Annotated in this window: 11 protein-coding genes and 2 tRNA genes; 9 read left to right on the forward strand and 4 right to left on the reverse strand. The window is 62.2% G+C overall.

Annotated elements, in window-relative coordinates:
- Window positions 1–49: 49 nt before the first annotated feature.
- From SB753_RS09020 to SB753_RS09035, 4 genes are all read left to right on the forward strand, one after another.
- Window positions 50–787: an OmpW/AlkL family protein gene (locus tag SB753_RS09020; RefSeq protein ID WP_408485003.1), complete on the forward strand. Its 738-nt coding sequence runs from the start codon at window positions 50–52 to the stop codon at window positions 785–787.
- A 51-nt stretch (window positions 788–838) separates the two neighbouring features.
- Window positions 839–3,817, forward strand: a complete 2,979-nt coding sequence (locus tag SB753_RS09025; RefSeq protein WP_410800009.1) for a molybdopterin-dependent oxidoreductase — start codon at window positions 839–841, stop codon at window positions 3,815–3,817.
- A gap of 10 nt (window positions 3,818–3,827) precedes the next feature.
- On the forward strand, window positions 3,828–4,691 hold the full coding sequence (locus SB753_RS09030; protein ID WP_410800010.1) for a 4Fe-4S dicluster domain-containing protein: 864 nt from the start codon (window positions 3,828–3,830) through the stop codon (window positions 4,689–4,691).
- A 94-nt stretch (window positions 4,692–4,785) separates the two neighbouring features.
- Entirely contained in the window at window positions 4,786–5,556 is a 771-nt protein-coding gene (locus tag SB753_RS09035; RefSeq protein ID WP_410800011.1) for a TetR/AcrR family transcriptional regulator, read from the forward strand.
- A 165-nt stretch (window positions 5,557–5,721) separates the two neighbouring features.
- Here SB753_RS09035 and SB753_RS09040 read toward each other — a convergent pair.
- Both SB753_RS09040 and SB753_RS09045 read right to left on the reverse strand, forming a co-directional pair.
- A tRNA-Leu gene (locus SB753_RS09040) sits at window positions 5,722–5,808 on the reverse strand.
- A gap of 226 nt (window positions 5,809–6,034) precedes the next feature.
- A tRNA-Leu gene (locus SB753_RS09045) sits at window positions 6,035–6,121 on the reverse strand.
- Window positions 6,122–6,426: 305 nt separating this feature from the next.
- Between SB753_RS09045 and rnr the strand changes: the two genes are divergently transcribed.
- The 3 genes from rnr (at window position 6,427) to rpiA (ending at window position 10,626) form a co-directional block, all read left to right on the forward strand.
- The gene (gene rnr, locus SB753_RS09050) at window positions 6,427–8,928 is read left to right on the forward strand and encodes a ribonuclease R (protein WP_020065732.1); all 2,502 of its coding nucleotides are present in this window, start codon (window positions 6,427–6,429) and stop codon (window positions 8,926–8,928) included.
- A gap of 194 nt (window positions 8,929–9,122) precedes the next feature.
- Window positions 9,123–9,866 carry a 23S rRNA (guanosine(2251)-2'-O)-methyltransferase RlmB gene (rlmB, locus tag SB753_RS09055; protein WP_020065733.1) on the forward strand — a complete coding sequence of 248 codons (744 nt, stop codon included), beginning with the start codon at window positions 9,123–9,125 and terminating at the stop codon, window positions 9,864–9,866.
- 64 nt (window positions 9,867–9,930) lie between these two features.
- Window positions 9,931–10,626, forward strand: a complete 696-nt coding sequence (gene rpiA, locus SB753_RS09060) for a ribose-5-phosphate isomerase RpiA (protein ID WP_087750926.1) — start codon at window positions 9,931–9,933, stop codon at window positions 10,624–10,626.
- 63 nt (window positions 10,627–10,689) lie between these two features.
- Here the strand turns inward: rpiA and SB753_RS09065 are convergent, their stop codons facing one another.
- Window positions 10,690–12,018 carry a glycosyltransferase gene (locus SB753_RS09065; protein ID WP_088174628.1) on the reverse strand — a complete coding sequence of 443 codons (1,329 nt, stop codon included), beginning with the start codon at window positions 12,016–12,018 and terminating at the stop codon, window positions 10,690–10,692.
- Window positions 12,019–12,185: 167 nt separating this feature from the next.
- Between SB753_RS09065 and SB753_RS09070 the strand changes: the two genes are divergently transcribed.
- Window positions 12,186–13,403, forward strand: coding sequence for a glycosyltransferase family 4 protein (locus tag SB753_RS09070; RefSeq protein ID WP_020065736.1), 1,218 nt, complete (start codon window positions 12,186–12,188; stop codon window positions 13,401–13,403).
- Window positions 13,404–13,672: 269 nt separating this feature from the next.
- Window positions 13,673–14,095 (forward strand): type II toxin-antitoxin system HigA family antitoxin, encoded by a 423-nt coding sequence (locus SB753_RS09075; RefSeq protein ID WP_020065737.1) that lies wholly within the window; start codon window positions 13,673–13,675, stop codon window positions 14,093–14,095.
- A gap of 231 nt (window positions 14,096–14,326) precedes the next feature.
- Here the strand turns inward: SB753_RS09075 and SB753_RS09080 are convergent, their stop codons facing one another.
- Window positions 14,327–16,738 carry a polysaccharide biosynthesis tyrosine autokinase gene (locus tag SB753_RS09080; RefSeq protein WP_410800012.1) on the reverse strand — a complete coding sequence of 804 codons (2,412 nt, stop codon included), beginning with the start codon at window positions 16,736–16,738 and terminating at the stop codon, window positions 14,327–14,329.
- Window positions 16,739–16,742: the final 4 nt, after the last annotated feature.

Below are 16,742 nucleotides of genomic sequence, written 5' to 3' on the forward strand. Positions count from 1 at the left end.
GACAAGCCCAATTCGTAACAGTTGCGGCAACTGGAGACAGGAGAAAACAATGATGAAGCAGAGGAGAACCGGCATTGCCGGAGCGGTGGCGTGCGTCTGCGGGATCGCGCTGACTGATGCGGCCCACGCGCAGAGCGCAGGCAGCTTGACGCTGTCGCTCGGATGGTTGCATGTGGCGCCACAAGGCCACGCAACGCCGCTCACGGTCGAGAGCGTCGGCGGGCAGCCAGTGAATCAGACGCTCACAGGCACGGGGGCGCATGCGTCGTCGTCGGATACCGTGGGGATCACAACCGAATACTACGTGACGGACAACATCGGCGTTGCGGCGCTTCTGGGTTTTCCTGTGAAGGTCGATCTGATTGGGGAAGGGACGCTCGCGAAGTACGGCAATCTCGGCACGACGAAGCCCATGCCGCCGGCGATTGAACTTCGCTATCACCTGTTTTCGGCCGGCTCGGCGTTCCGGCCATTCGTAGGGCTCGGCGTGAACTATACGTGGTTCACACAGGTACGGGCTACTAACAAAGCGTTCGTCGAAGGAAGCTTTGGGCCCGGCGGATCGGCGCACGCAACGCTTAGTTCGTCGTGGAATCCGGTATTCGAGCTGGGCGCAAGTTACGCGCTCACAAAGCACTGGTCTGTTGGAAGCAATGTCAACTACATGCCGGTCAGGACCAACCTGACCTTGCACGGGCAGACCGCCACGGGAACCCAGGTCGTGTCGAAATCCACGCTCAGGCTGGATCCCGTCAGCGTTTTCGTGAACGTGGCGTACACGTTCTAGCGCAAGTCCGCCCGCTGCGCTTCCAACACAAAGCTCACATAGGATCGAATGATGAAACGACAGGTCCTCAAGACCATTCTTTTTGCGCTGCCCAAAGTTCTCGAACTGACGGCGCGCCGCTTTCCGGCTTATCGACATCGTTTGAAAGAGCACGACCTGGTCGCCTCGATCGGACTGATGGATGAAAGCATGGGGCGCGCAATCCAGATAAAGAACGGGCGAGTCCGTTCTCTCGCTGACACGCGCCGAAAGCCGGACGTACGCATCGCATTCAAGGATGTCGCCACCGCGCTCAAATTCCTCTCTCCACGTCCCGATCAGGCCGAGATCGTGCATGCGGCGAAGAATTTCAAGGTCGTGACGGAAGGCGACGACGAACTGCTGGTCTGGCTCATGCAAACACTGAGCATGATGCAAACCGTCAGCCTGCCGATGGGTACGCCGATGCGCGATGGCACGCGGCGCTATGCGACCTGCACGAATGGCGGGCCGTTGTTCGTCTATGTTAAGGATGGCCGCATCGTCCGGGTCACGCCGATAGACCTGGATCGCTCCGATGCGGCAAGCTGGGAGATCGAGGCGCGCGGACGCCGTTTCAGCCCGCCACGACGAGGCATGGTCGCGCCGCATGCATTGGCGATCAAGTCACTCGTCTACTCGGACAAGCGCATTCTTCACCCGATGAAGCGGGTCGACTTCGACCCTGATGGTGAACGCAATCCCCAAAACCGTGGCACGTCCGGCTATGTGCCGATCAGTTGGGACGAGGCTCTCGACATCGTCTCGCGGGAGATCAACCGGCAAAAGCGCGTTCACGGTCCCGGTTCGATCACGTTTCCGATGTCTTCCCATCACCAATGGGGCAATGTCGGCTACTACCTGAGCGCGCTGACCCGGTTTGCGAACCTGATCGGGTTCACCCGCGTGGCCGCGAATCCGGACAGTTGGGAGGGATGGTATTGGGGGGCGATGCATCACTTCGGCAACTCGATGCGGGTCGGCGTGCCGTCCGGCTACGGCGGTGTCGAAGATTGCCTGAAGGAAGCGGAAATGATCGTGTTCTGGTCATGCGATCCGGAGAGCACCAATGGCGCATATGCCGGGTTCGAAGGAACGGCGAGGCGCCTGTGGGCGAAGGAGCTTGGTATCGAGTTCGTGCATATCGATCCGCACTGCAATCCGACCGCCCAACTGTTCGGCGGACGGTGGATTCCCGTGCGACCGCAAACCGATGCGGCGTTGGCTACTGCCATCATGCACGTATGGGCCGTGGAAGGCTTATATGACGAAGAGTACATTGCCACGCGCACGACCGGCTTCGACGAATGGCGTGCCTATCTGCTCGGCGAATCCGACGGTATGCCGAAGACGCCGGAATGGCAGGAGCCGGAAACCGGCGTTCCTGCAAAAGACGTTCGCGCGCTCGCGCGGCGGTGGGGGAACAGGAAGGTCTATCTCGCCGTCGGCATGACAGGGGCGGGATTTGGCGGTGCCGCACGCGGCGCCACGGGCGCGCAATGGGCGCGCTGCATGGTCATGATGATGGCGATGCAAGGCTGGGGCAAGCCGGGCGTCAATTTCGGCTGCCTGGAGATCGGGGTCCCGCACGATCTGCAGTTCTATTTTCCTGGCTATGCCGACGGCGGCATGTCCGGCGACCTCGCCTGGACCGCGAACGCGGTGAACAACTACCAGCGCATGCCGCACATTCTCACCATGAATCCGGTCAAGCAGATGGTGCCCCGCCAGCAACTGCCCGACGCGATCATCAACGGCCATGCGACCGGATACCTATGGGACGGCATCTCTCAGGAAGCGCAATTTGCGCCGTTCAGTTACCCGATGCCCGGTTACTCGCCCATCCACATGATCTACCGATATGGCGGCTCTGCCTTCAGCACGGTGACCCGATCCGGACGCTGGGCCGAGGCTTACCGGCACCCGAGCATCGAGTTCGTGGTGAACCAGTCGATCTGGATGGAAGGCGAGGCGCAGTTCTCCGACATCATCCTGCCCGCGTGCACGTCGCTCGAGCGATGGGACATCGGCGAATGGTCGAATTCCGGCGGCTACGCACATCATGGTTTCAGCACGGTCAATCATCGCATCATGACCATGCAGCACAAATGCATCGAGCCACTGGGCGAGTCGCGCTCCGACTACGACATCTTCACTGCCATCTTGAGCCGGCTCGGCCTCGGCGGCGTCTTCACCGAGGGATGCAGCGAACTCGACTGGGTCAAGCGCGTGTTCGAATCGTCGGATTTACCCGATCACGTTTCGTGGCGAGATTTCTGCCGCAAAGGCTATTTCGTCGTGCCACCCGAGAAAGCGGAATTACGTCAGCCGCCGGATATGCGCTGGTTCGCGCAGGGGCGTCGCAAGGACTTGCAGGAACCGCATCCGCTGCCGTCGCAGCATGCCGAAAGATTCGGCATGGGACTGCAAACGCCGAGCGGAAAGTTCGAGTTCATTCCCGAACTGCTCAAGCGCCATACCGCGGACAACCCTGAGCGGCCGCCGCTGAACCGCTATATCCCGTCGTGGGAAGGACTGCGCTCGGACCTGGCTCACCGGTACCCATTGCAGCTGATCGCCACGCACAGCCGTTACAGCTTTCATACGCATTGTGACGGCAAGAATTCATCCATCAACAGTGTCGAGGATCATCGCGCGCTCATCGGCGGTCACCGTTTCTGGCTCCTCAGGTTGAGCGCGGCCGATGCGGCGATGCGATGCATCGGTCATCGCGATCTCGTAAAGGTCTACAACGACCGCGGAGCCGTGATCTGCGCGGCCGACGTTTCGCCGCTGGTCGCCGCAGGGGTCGTCAAGTCATATGAGGCGAGCGCCGAGTTTCAATTGATCGAGGTCGACGGCGAGCGCGTCGAAATTGGTGGCTGCATGAATATGCTGACACCCGACCGGCCCCAAACGGCAGGAACGAGCAGCATGAGCCCGAATTCATGCCTCGTACAGGTCGAAAAATGGCGAGGCGCCGAAGCGTTTCTGCTCGCCCGCGCAGCATGAGGAGCACAGCGTGAAAAAATGGAATCTGATTATCAAGGTCGGACATTGCGAGAACTGCCAGAACTGCGTCATCGCCGCGCGCGACGAGCACGTCGGCAACGACTTCCCCGGTTACGCCGCGCCCGCTGCGGCCGGCGCCGCGAGCCCCATCAGGATCTTGCGCCGTGTGCAGGGCCGCTCGCACATGGTCGACACGACCTACCTGCCCGTGATGTGCAATCACTGCGACGACGCGCCATGCGTGCGAGCGGGTGACGGCGCCGTTCGCAAACGTGCCGACGGCATCGTCATCATCGATCCGGACAAGGCGCGCGGGCGGAAAGATATCGTTAAGTCTTGCCCTTACAAGGCGATTGTGTGGAACGAGGAACTGCAACTGCCGCAGACGTGGATCTTCGACGCCCACCTGCTCGACGGGGGTTGGCAGCGTCCCAGATGTGAACAGTCATGCCCGACTGGCGTGTTCGAAACGGTCAAGCTGGACGACGCAAAGATGGCGGAAAAAGCGAGGCAGGAAGGGCTGAAGGTCTTGCAACCGCGTCTCGGCACGAAACCTCGGGTCTGGTACAGCGGCCTTGAGCGCTGGGAAAGCTGCTTTATCGGTGGAAGCGTGAGTGCCGAGGTGAAAGGCATCGTCGAGTGTGTGGCCGATGCAGTGGTTGTGTTGTACGCGCGTGGCGAGAAGATTGCCGAAACGGTGTCGGACGCGTTCGGCGATTTCCGGTTCCTGGGCCTCGCAAAGGACAGCGGCCTCTACCGGGTGCAGATAGTTCACGCGCTCGGCAAGGCGTCGCGTGAATGTGAACTGGGCGAAAGCGTCTACCTCGGCGACGTCAACGTCGCGCAGCCGGCGACCGCAGCCGAGCCCGCGTAACGTCAGGATGAACGTGCTTGCCGGAACGGTTCGCTATTTCCATTCCTGTTTTGTAAATTGACAATATAATCAGTAGTGATTTATATATACAAACATGACCGGTGCGCCGCTCGGTGCACCTGTAGAGCTGTCGAGCAACCCGCCATCTGACACGTTCGCTGAGGCTCGGCGAGTCCAGACGGCAACGTCACCGGTGAGCTATGCGATGAAGCACGAACGCCTGACGCGCGCGCGGAGGAAACAGCAGACGCGAGAGCGTCTGTTCGAGGCTGCGCGGAGCGTTTTCCTTGAAAAGGGTTTGGCCGCGACGAGCGTAGAGGACATCGTCAAGGCGGCGGGTTATACGCGCGGCGCCGTCTACTCCAATTTCCATTGCAAAGAGGAGCTACTTCTAGAACTGCTCCGGCGCGATGTCGACGAGGCAAGTGCGCGTCTGCAGTCCATGGTCGCGGAGCGGGGCGACGATATGAGCTCGCGCGCGATCGCGTATTACAGCCGCTGCTTTTTGCCAAGCGACTCCTTTCCGCTTTGGCTGGAGGCGCATCTCATTGCGCGCCGCGACAGCGCATTCCGCGAGCGCGTGAATGCGCTCCGCCACGAACAACTGGAAGAAGTCAGCGCCTATTTGCGAGCGAATGTCATGCATGGTGGCTGCGAGCTGCCTTTGCCGCAGGACGCCGTCGCGTTGACGCTGATGGGCCTGTGCAATGGCTTGCACTTCTTGAAGATATGCACGCCGCAGGCAGTCGGCAAAGAGGCGATTCAATCCCAGGTCGGCGAGCTTATTTCAGATGCGCTGCGGCAACTGTCACCGGAAAAACGTCAGGACGTGAAGTGCACCGGCGTAACAGCGTCGTGCGTCTGAGCCATTGAGCGTGGCCGATCGTCTGTATTAACGAGCGTATATCGGGGTAGGGCAACAATCTTCGGCGTCAGTTGAGCGCAACGAATCTATAGACGACAAAAAACCCCGTAAGACGTTGACCTTACGGGGTTTCTCGAACTACTGCGGCTTGCGCCGGAACAACTGTGGTGCCCAGGAGAGGACTCGAACCTCCACGGTGTTGCCACCGCTAGGACCTGAACCTAGTGCGTCTACCAATTCCGCCACCTGGGCACGTCTTCAAGCTAGAACGCTATTTTAGCGGGCTGATGCAGCGTGTCAATCCCCGCTATAAACAAACTTCGCTTTTACAACTACGAGCAATGCATTGAATGCCGGCGACCGGCAATCAGACTGCATGACCATCGAACCAAACGCTTTGCACAAAACGCTTTGCACAAAACGCTTTGCACAAAAACTAAAGCCGCCCATACAACATGGCGGCTTTAGTTTTGAATCCTGGTGCCCAAGAGAGGACTCGAACCTCCACAGTGTTGCCACCGCTAGGACCTGAACCTAGTGCGTCTACCAATTTCGCCACCTGGGCAGGTGATGAACAGCAAAGACCGCCATTATAGCGGTAGGTTGGAGCCTGTCAAGCGTTTCTCAAAACTTGCTTAAACAACCCGCCGACGACGCTGCGCGGGCTTCCTGGCGACTATTGACGGCCCGCGTGGCGCGCCGCACGGGTGTTAGAATGCCTCGCAGTAGTTCGTTGGCACGGTGCACAAGCCCGTCGGACTCAGCCTTGAACGAGCCGGACCCGAGACAGTCTTTTTAGTGCAACGGCAGGCGCGGATCATGCGCGCTGCAAACGCTTCTTAAGCCGAGCCACATCGCCGACCGACGTCCATGCAACGAGAAAAAATCATCGACAAGCCCTTGAGCAAATTTCCGTATCCGATTCCGAGCCGCGAGGAAATCCTCGGCGTCCTGCGTACGAGCGAAGCGCCGCTCGCCGCCAACGACATCGCCGAAGCCTTGTCGATCAAGCGCCAGGAGCGCGAGGGATTCTTCAAGCGCCTCGGCGCGATGGAGCGCGACGGCCAGATCCGGCTCGATCAGCGCAATTTGTATCAACTGACTCATCCGTCGAACTTCGTCGCAGGGCGCGTTCAAGGCCATCGCGACGGCTACGGCTTCCTGATTCGCGACGACGGCCAGGACGACCTGTTCCTGCCCACCGCCGAAATGCAGAAGGTCATGCACAACGACCGCGTGCTCGCGCGCATCGTCGGCTATGACCGGCGTGGCCGGCCGGAAGGGCATATCGTCGAAGTCACCGACCGTGCGAACAAGCGCGTGATCGGGCGCCTGCTGAATGAGAACGGCGCGCTGATCGTCGCGCCCGAAGACAAGCGCATTGGCCACGACATCCTGATCACGCAGAACACCAAGAAGGCCAAGGTCGGTCAGGTGGTGGTCGTTGAGCTGACCGATTTTCCGAGTCGTCATTCGCAGCCGCTCGGCCGCGTGGCCGAAGTGCTCGGCGATATCGACGACCCCGGCATGGAAATCGAAATCGCCGTGCGCAAGTACGGCGTGCCGCACGAGTTCAGCCCCGACGCGCTTGCCGAAGCCTCGAAACTTCCCGATGAAGTCCGACCGGCCGACGTGCGTCACCGCGTCGACCTGCGCGACGTGCCGCTCGTCACGATCGACGGCGAAGACGCGCGCGACTTCGACGACGCCGTCTATTGCGAGCCGGTCAAGGTAGGCCGCGGCGATGGTTTCCGCCTGATCGTCGCGATCGCGGACGTGTCGCACTACGTGCATCCGAAGAGCGGGCTCGACGCGGACGCGATCGAACGCAGCACCTCCGTTTATTTCCCGCGCCGCGTCATTCCCATGCTGCCGGAAAAACTGTCGAACGGTTTGTGCTCGCTGAATCCGAGCGTCGACCGTTGCGTGCTGGTGTGCGACATGATCGTCACCGCGCGCGGCGAAGTGAAGGCGTATCAGTTCTATCCCGGCGTGATGCATTCGGCCGCGCGTCTGACTTATACCGAAGTCGCCGCGGTGCTGAAGAACACCAAGGGTCCGGAAGCCGCGCGCCGCGCCGCACTGCTGCCGCAACTGCAGAACCTGTACGGCGTCTACAAGTCGCTATTCGCCGCGCGCCAGAAGCGCGGCGCGATCGACTTCGACACGACCGAGACGTACATCGTCTGCAATGCGCAGGGCAAGATCGAACAGATCGTGCCGCGCACCCGCAACGACGCGCATAAGCTGATCGAGGAATGCATGCTGGCCGCGAACGTCTGCGCCGCCGACTTCCTCAAGCGCAACAAGCATCCGGGTCTGTTCCGCGTGCACGCCGGGCCGACTGCGGAGAAGCTCGAAAATCTGCGCACGTTCCTGCGCGGCATGGGCCTCACGCTCGGCGGCGGCGACAAGCCGCATGCAAGCGACTACGCCGCGCTGATGGCGCAAATCCGCGAACGGCCCGACGCGCAGATGCTGCAAACCATGCTGCTGCGCTCGATGCAGCAGGCCGTGTACAGCCCCGACAACATCGGCCACTTCGGTCTCGCCTACGAGGCGTATGCCCACTTCACGAGCCCGATCCGCCGTTATCCCGATCTGCTCACGCACCGTGCGATCTACGCGATTCTGCAGGGCCGCAAGTATCAGCCTGAGCCGCCGCAAGGCGTCACGCTGAACACGGCGCTGTCGCCACGCGCGCGCGCGATGCAGCAGGCCGACGAGGAAAAAAGCGGCCGCTCGCGCTCGAACAACGTGGCGATCTGGGAAGAACTGGGTCTGCATTGCTCGGCCAACGAACGCCGCGCCGACGAAGCGTCGCGCGACGTCGAGGCATGGCTCAAGTGCTATTTCATGCGCGACAAGCTCGGCGAAGAATATGGCGGCATGGTGAACGGTGTCACGTCGTTCGGCATTTTCGTGCAGCTCGACTCGCTTTTCATCGAAGGCCTCGTGCACGTGACAGAACTAGGCTCCGACTACTTCCAGTACGACGAGATCAAGAACGAACTGCGCGGCGAGCGCACGGGTATTCGCTACCGCCTGTCGGATCGCGTGCGCGTGCAGGTGAGCCGTGTGGATCTCGACGCGCGAAAGATCGACTTCCGTCTCGTGCGGGATACGCCGATCAAGCCGCATCCGGTGCGCGGCGCGGCGGCGGCCGACAAATCATCCGGTGAAAACGGCGGCGCGCGCGTGCGCGCATTGCCGCCGGTCGAAGGCGGCAATGCGGCGGGCGCGCGTCGCAAGAAAGCGGCTCCCGCACAAAGCGCTGCCGTCAAGGAAGCACGCGCCGCGCGCGGTGCCGCGAAGAAGCACGGCGCGGCGCCCAAACCGGCGTCCAAGCCGACGGCGCGCAAGAAGCGCTAAAGCCGCCTCATGGCTTGAACCGCGCGCAGCGGGTACGTCTTGACGTGCCGGTTGCGCGCGGTGTTCGTTTTATTTGCCTGGTTCAATCTGCGGTCAATCCCGGATTCACGCGCTGGCTGGATCGCGCACAGGCACATATATTCATCACAGCAGCGCGGCGATCCTGCCGGGCTCAATCAAAGGTTGTATCAGTCATGGCACGTCACAAGGTTCTATACGGTTTCCACGCAGTCACCGCGCGTATCAGGCACGACGCGTCCACCGTCGAAGATGTCTATTACGACGCCACGCGCAAGGACCGTCGCATGACCGAGTTTCTGCACGTGGCGAAAGAAGCGGGCGTGCGTCTCATCGCCGCCGACGAAACGCGCCTGTGGGGCCTCGCGCACACCGAGCGTCACCAGGGTGTCGTCGCGCGCGCGGGCGACATGCCGCTCGCGCAGAACCTGGCTGAATTGCTCGACGGCATCAATGGTTCGCCACTCATTCTGGTGCTGGACGGCGTGACGGACCCGCACAATCTGGGCGCCTGCCTGCGCGTCGCCGATGCTGCCGGCGCACACGCGGTGATCGCGCCGCGTGACCGGGCCGTCGGCCTGAACGCGACTGCCGCAAAGGTCGCGAGCGGTGCCGCCGACACCGTGCCGTACATCACCGTGACGAACCTCGCACGGGCGTTGCGCGAACTGAAGGACGCCGGCGTGTGGGTTGTCGGCACGGCCGGCGAGGCCAGCAAGAGCCTCTATGAGACGGAACTCGACGGTCCCGTTGCACTCGTAATGGGCGCCGAAGGCGAGGGCATGCGCCGTCTTACGCGCGATACCTGCGACGTCGTCATGCAGATTCCGATGGCCGGCACCGTGGAAAGCCTGAACGTATCCGTGGCGAGCGGCGTGTGTCTGTTCGAGGCGGTCAGGCAGCGGGCGGTGAAGAAGTAATTCCGGCCGGCCCGCGGCCTCCACTCCGGTAAACTAGTGTTTTTTACTGCTAGCCGGCATTCCCATGACTCAAGACGAACTCAAGCAACTGGTCGGCCAGGCCGCCGCCGACTACGTCCTCGCCAACGTGCCCGAAGGCTCGTTGATCGGCGTGGGCACAGGCTCCACCGCGAACTGCTTCATCGACGCGCTGGCCGCCAACAAGGCGCGCTATCGCGGCGCGGTGTCGAGTTCGCTTGCCACCACCGCGCGCCTGCAATCGCACGGCATCAAGGTGCTCGATCTGAACGAAATCGATTCGCTGCCGGTTTATGTGGACGGCGCCGACGAGATCGACCACAGCGGCGCGATGATCAAAGGCGGCGGCGGTGCGCTGACGCGCGAGAAAATCGTCGCTTCGGTATCGGACGTATTCGTCTGTATCGCGGATGCGAGCAAACTCGTCGACACGCTGGGCAATTTTCCTCTGCCGATCGAGGTGGTGCCGATGGCTCGCACCGCAATCGGCCGCCGCGTGACGGCGCTCGGCGGTGTGCCGGTGGTGCGCGTCACGAAAGAGGGCACGCCCTTCATCACCGACAACGGCAATGAGATCATCGACGTCAAAGGTCTGCGTATTAGCGACCCGCGCACGCTCGAAATGCATATCAACGCGTGGCCAGGCGTCGTCACGGTTGGACTGTTCGCGGCGCGCGGCGCAAATCTGTGTCTGCTCGGCACGGACACCGGCGTGCAAACCATCGAATACCGCAAGGACTGAGTCACGCGCGAGCCTGCTCACGCGGGCTCGCACGCATCCATCGTTTCAGCAGCGGCACACGTTCTAGCGGCTCGCCTGAGTATTCGTTCTGTCACCGGGGCGCTGCATGGCGGCCGTCAGCGCGTCCATCATTCGCTGCAAATACCGCTCGACCGAAAACTCCGCCTGTGCATCGGTCAGCGCCTGTTGCGCAAGGCGCTGTGCGAGCGCCGGATCTGCGCGCAACGCGACGATTGCCTCCGCGAGCGCCGCTGCATCGCCGGGCTTCACCAGCCAGCCGTTGCGGCCATGCCGCACGATCTCCGTTACGCCGCCTGCGGCCGCCGCGATCACCGGCCGGCCCGCCGCCATGCCCTCGACGATCACACGGCCAAACGGCTCGGGTTCCGTGGACGTGTGCAAGATCACATTCATCGCTTTCATCCACGTGGGTACGTCGTCCTGAAAGCCCGCGAAGTGCACGCGCTCGGCAATGCCGAGCGCGGCGGCCTGGTCGCGCAGACGCTGCGCATAGGCATCCTCACCAAATAGTGGTGCACCGACCAGAACGAGGTGCGCATCGGGCAATCGCGCCAACGCCTCGAGCGCGATGTGCTGACCTTTCCACGGAGCGAGGCGGCCGAACAGACCGGCGAGCCATGCGTTCTCCGGCAAGCCGAGGCGTTGCCTGAGCGAGCCGATGTCGGTGCCATCCACGCGATCGAACGCGCTCGCGTCGATGCCGTTGTAGACGACCGGTACCGAGTCTGCGGCGAGACCTGTGAGCGCTGCAAGCGACCTCGCCGATGCCTGCGAATTGACGATCACGTGGTCGACCGCAAGCCGCACCGCCCACTTGATGACGCTCAGTTGCACCCGGCCGAAATGCTCGCGCGTGAGAATGTCGTGCTGATACCAGACCACAGGCTTGCGATACAGCACCTTGCCAAGCGCGCCCAGCACAAGCGCTTTTTGTGTGTTGACGAACAATACGTCGAACGCTCGCGCGCGTGCCGCAAGAGCGCGGACCTGCCGCACGATGCCCGGCAGCACGCGCAAGCAGTTCAAAGCCGACGCTTGCCGCGCGATGCCCGAGACCTTCGCGTCGTTCATCACTTGCACGCGGGCGCCGAGCGCTTCCAGACGCATTCGAAACGGACCGTCGGCAAGCAACACGACTTCGCTATGCGATCTGCAATGTTCTGCCAATTGCAGCAACGCGAACTCGGCCCCGCCGAGTTGGCCGCTTTGGTCGACAAAGAGCACGCGCGGCAATGCGCTCGTTTGCCTGACCGTGGGTGCCGACATGCCGGAGCCGACCGGCGCGGCAGGCGCTGCAACTGGATCGATGAACACCGGCGACACGAGCGGCAGCGGGGTAGCGATTGGAGAGGCGTCGAGCGTAGGGCGCATAGGAAGGCGAATTAATTGGTTTTTGTTCGTTCGCAAGAGGCGAATGGCGATGATTAATTATTCGCGTCCCGTCGCGCGTCGAATGTGTGCACGCGCACACGCAGCAAACGAAGCGCCACATACACTCGTTGTTAAGCCCAGAGGCGTTGACTGAGGATAAGGAGATCATGAGAGTTGCGATCGTGCACGACTGGCTCGTCGCACCCGGCGGCGCGGAGAAAGTACTCGAGCAGATCATCGAATGCTTTCCCGACGCGGATCTTTTCAGTCTCGTCGACTTTCTCGAAGACCGCCGGCCGTTGCGCGGCAAACCGGTCACTACCTCATTCATTCAATCCCTGCCGCTCGCGCGGCGCCGCTACCGCGCTTACTTGCCGTTGATGCCGCTCGCGGTCGAGCAGTTCGACCTCTCGGGCTACGACCTCATTATCACGAGTTCCTATGCGGTTGCGAAGGGTGTGCTCGTCGGACCTGATCAAACGCATGTGAGTTACGTGCATTCGCCGATGCGTTATGCGTGGGACCTGCAGCATCAGTATCTGCGCGAAGCGGGATTGACGCACGGCCCCAGGTCATGGCTCGTGCGCCTGCTGCTGCATTACCTGCGTGGCTGGGATTCGCACTCGGCGAATAGCGTGGATCGTCTTATCGCCAATTCGCAATTCGTCGCGCGCCGCATGATGAAAACGTACCGTCGCGACGCGGCCGTCATTCCGCCTCCCGTCGACGTGCAGCAGTTCGAGTTATGCACACGCAAGGAAGACTTTTATCTGACGGCCTCGCGAATGGTGCCGTACAAACGCATCGACCTGATTGTCGAGACGTTCAGCGCAACACCGCACCGCCAGTTGGTCGTGATCGGCGACGGCCCCGAAATGGCTGCGATTCGCGCCAAGGCCGGGCCGAATGTAACGATCCTCGGCTACCAGCCGGCCGGCGTGCTCAAGGACTATTTGCAGCGCGCGAAGGCGTTTGTCTTCGCTGCCGAAGAGGACTTCGGCATCGTTCCGCTCGAAGCACAAGCCTGCGGCACGCCGGTCATTGCGTTCGGCAAGGGCGGAGCGCTCGAAACAGTTGTGCCTGTCGGTGAAGCGCATCCTACAGGCGTTTATTTCGGACGACAGACTGTCGTGTCGATGCTCGATGCCATCGACCGTTTCGAGCGGCAGCGCGAGCAGATCACGCCAGCCGCTTGCCGTGCGAACGCGGAGCGGTTCTCGTCGGCCGTGTTTCGCCGCGCGTTCATGGCTGAGGTGACGCGCACGATCGCCGCGGCGGGCTTGCGCAGTGAGGCGGCGGTAGTGGAGAGAACTGGCGCCGATCTCATCGCCGACGAGGTTGGCTGGCCTGCACAGCCGGCGTCGCGGAGCAGTTGGGGACGATGAGCCGAGGCTTTCGCGAGCTTCCTTGCTCGGCGATTCAAACCTGTTTCAGCAGGGGCAGCATATCGAACAAGCCGCCGGGCGATGCCACCCGAGCGGCTATCCGGGGGGAGGCGCCAGCGTGGGTCATGGCCGCCTCGATACACGGTCTTCGACGCGGCGACAGCCGGCACGGATTGTCGCGGCGATTTATTACAACAGGCAGTCGTTATTCGTTCGTCACGTGGTGACGCATGCGAGCACGACCTTTGGACGAGGATGAACCTACACTCATGAATGCCGATCGCCTTCCGGGATCCTTTCCCGACATTGCTCAAAGCTGGGCCGCGCTGCAGGCTCACGTGCCCATTACTCCCATTCGCAACGAGCATGATTACCAGACGATGGTCGAGCTCGCCAGCGCGCTTGCCGCCCATCTGAACGGCAAGGAAGACGATCCGCTTGCCGATCTTCATGCGATCGTTTCGGAGCTCGTCCGCGCCTGGAAAGCGCAGAATACGACGCTTCCGAAAGGCGAGCCGCGCGAGGTATTGCGGCACCTGCTGGAGACCCACGGTCTCAAGCAAAAGGATCTGATGGGCATCGCGTCGCCGACGGTGGTGAGCGATATCCTGGCGGGCCGCCGCTCGATCAGCAAGAAGGTCGCTAAAGCGCTTGCCCAGCGTTTCCAGACGGACGTCAGCGCATTTCTATAAGGCCGTAGCCGGGCGGCGCCGATCGTCCGCGGTCCGTTTGTGCGGCTGGTTTCACTCAAGACGTCTCACTCGTTCTGCGCCGGCGGTTTTCCGCTGTCGGCGCCCTGTCTGCTATCGCTCCAGCACTCTCACCATTGCATCATCGTGCGGCGACGCGGCAATAGAAAAAAGGGCCGCGTCTCCGTGGAGCGCGGCCCTCGATCGCTTGCCGTTTATCGCTTGCAGCGTGAATCAGCCCGTCTTGCCGGTGTCGTCAGGATGGGCAGTCGCGTACGTGTATGCATAAGCATAGTCGTACGTACCGTTTTTATTGTGGCTCTTCAGCGGTACGGCGTTCATCACGCCACCGACCACGCGCGCGCGAGCACGGCGCAGCTTCTTCAACGCTTCCGCGAGATGGCCTTCGGTGTGCGCGCCGGCGCGCATGACGAGCACCGTCGAGCCCGCGAGATTCGCGACCACTGCGGCGTCGGCGACCGCGAGCAGCGGCGGCGTATCGACGATGATCAGGTCGAACTGCTGTTCGAAACGCGCAAGGATTTCACTGAACCGCGACGAGGTGAGAATCTCCGACGGATTCGGCGGATAAGTGCCCGCGGCGATGAAGTGAAGACCCGCGACGCCCGTCGCGCGTGCCGCCGTTTCAAGGTCCACCTGGCCTGTCAGCAACTCGGTGAGCCCGCCTTCAGGGGAGCGGCCGAGATACTGTGCGAGACGACCGCGCCGCAAATCCGCGTCGATCAGCAGCACGCGCTTGCCGGATTCGGCGATCAGCGCCGCGAGGTTCGCGCTCAGGAAACTCTTGCCGTCGGACGGCGCCGGACTCGTAATCGCGATGATGCGGTTCGGCGCGTCGAGCAGGCCGAACTGCAACGTGGCGCGCAAGCCGCGCAAGCCTTCGACAGTCGTGTCGTACGGATGCGTCTTGACGAGCAGCGGGCGCACCGGTGTCCTGCCCGACGAGACCACCGTTTGTGTGCCGACCGGCTCGCTGCGCGCTTCGTCTGCCGCTGCAGTCGCGCGCGGGCGGGACGACAACAGTCTCGCGATGCCGCTCGGGGACGCAGTAGCATCCTCCACTTCGGTCGGCCGCGAGCGAGGCGCGGCGAGAGCGGCTCCGCGCGTCGCGCTCAACTGCCGGTCGCTGCGCGCCTGTTCCGGACTGAATGTGATCGCGCCGAAAATCGGCAACTGGAAGCGGCGTTCGACAAATTCCGGATCGGCCACACCGGTAAAGAACTTGCGCCTGCAATACGCGAACAGAATGCCGCCGATCACGCCGAGCAGCGTGCCCGCCGAGATCACCAGTGCCGACTTCGGCCGCACGGGCTTCGACGGCAGCAACGCTTCGTCGACGATGTGAACGTTGCCGATCGTGCCGGCTCGTGAGATCGACAACTCCTGAATCCTGTTGAGCAGCGCGACGTAAATCTCTTCGGCGACTTTCGCATCGCGTTGCAATGCGAGCGCGTTACGCTCGGAACTCGGCAGCGTCGTAAAGTGGTCTTCGAAACGCGCTTTCTCGCGAGCCATTGCGGCCAATTGCGAGTCTACCTGCAGCACTTCCGGACTCTCGGGAGTGAAACGCTGCAGCAATTGCGCGCGCTGAATGCGCAGGGCCGCGATCTGCTTTTCATAGTCGAGGCCACCGGCGAGATACACGCCCGCTTCCTGAGTCGGCTGGAACGAACCGACTTTCGACTGATACTCCGATAGTGCGGTTTCCGTCTTCTTTACCTCGTCGCGCAGCCGCGGCAGTTCGCTGTTGAGAAAGTCGAGCATGTGGCTCGCTTCTTCCTGTGCGCGTTCGGTGCGCTGCTTCAGATACGAGGCGGCCACCGCGTTCGTGATCGCGGTGATCGCATGGGCGTCGGTACCCGAATACGACAATTGCACGACGCCCGTGTCACGGCCTTTCTCGGTGACCTGCAACGCAGTGGACAGGCCCAATACTGCGTCAAGCTGATTGAATCGCGTGATGTAAAACTCGGTGCCGGGACGCGCTACCAGTCTTTTCACCAGCAGCGTGATGTCGTGGCCTTGCGCCTGCACGCCGGCCACGCCGGTCAACAGCGTTGCACCGCGCGCATCGGTCAGTACGTAGCGGCCTTTGTCGAGCGCGTGCAGCGTCAGTTGCGCGCCTTCGAGCGCCTTCGGCACGACGATCGAGGCAACCTCGAACTGCTCTCCGCCCCACGCATATTCGGTCAGTCCGAACGGTGCAGCGAATGGGTGCCCCGGGCTCGCGAACAGCGAAGCAATCTTGCCCAGCACCGGCACCGTGTTCGCCGATGTGCTGAAGTTCAGCTTGAACTGCTCTACCACCGGCTCGACCACCGCGCGGCTCTTGATGATTTCGATCTCGGCCTCGGTGCGCATCGGGCCCACGCTCGGCGTCAACGAAAGCAGCTTCTGACCTTGCGGGTTGTTGCCGCTGCTCTGCGCATCGACCTGAAGCAGCGCGTCGGCCGAATAGACCGGCGTGGCGATCTTCGTGTAGACGACTGCGGCGAGGATCACGCTGCCTGCAATGCCGATTACCCACCAGATCTGCTCCGTAACCGTGCGCAGCAGATCGCGCATTACAGCGTCTTCGTCGCCGCCCGGCGCCGGCCCGTGGTCCAGCATGTCATACGTACTCATGTCG

The organism is Paraburkholderia sp. SIMBA_053, assembly GCF_046534895.1.
Taxonomy (GTDB): domain Bacteria; phylum Pseudomonadota; class Gammaproteobacteria; order Burkholderiales; family Burkholderiaceae; genus Paraburkholderia; species Paraburkholderia caledonica.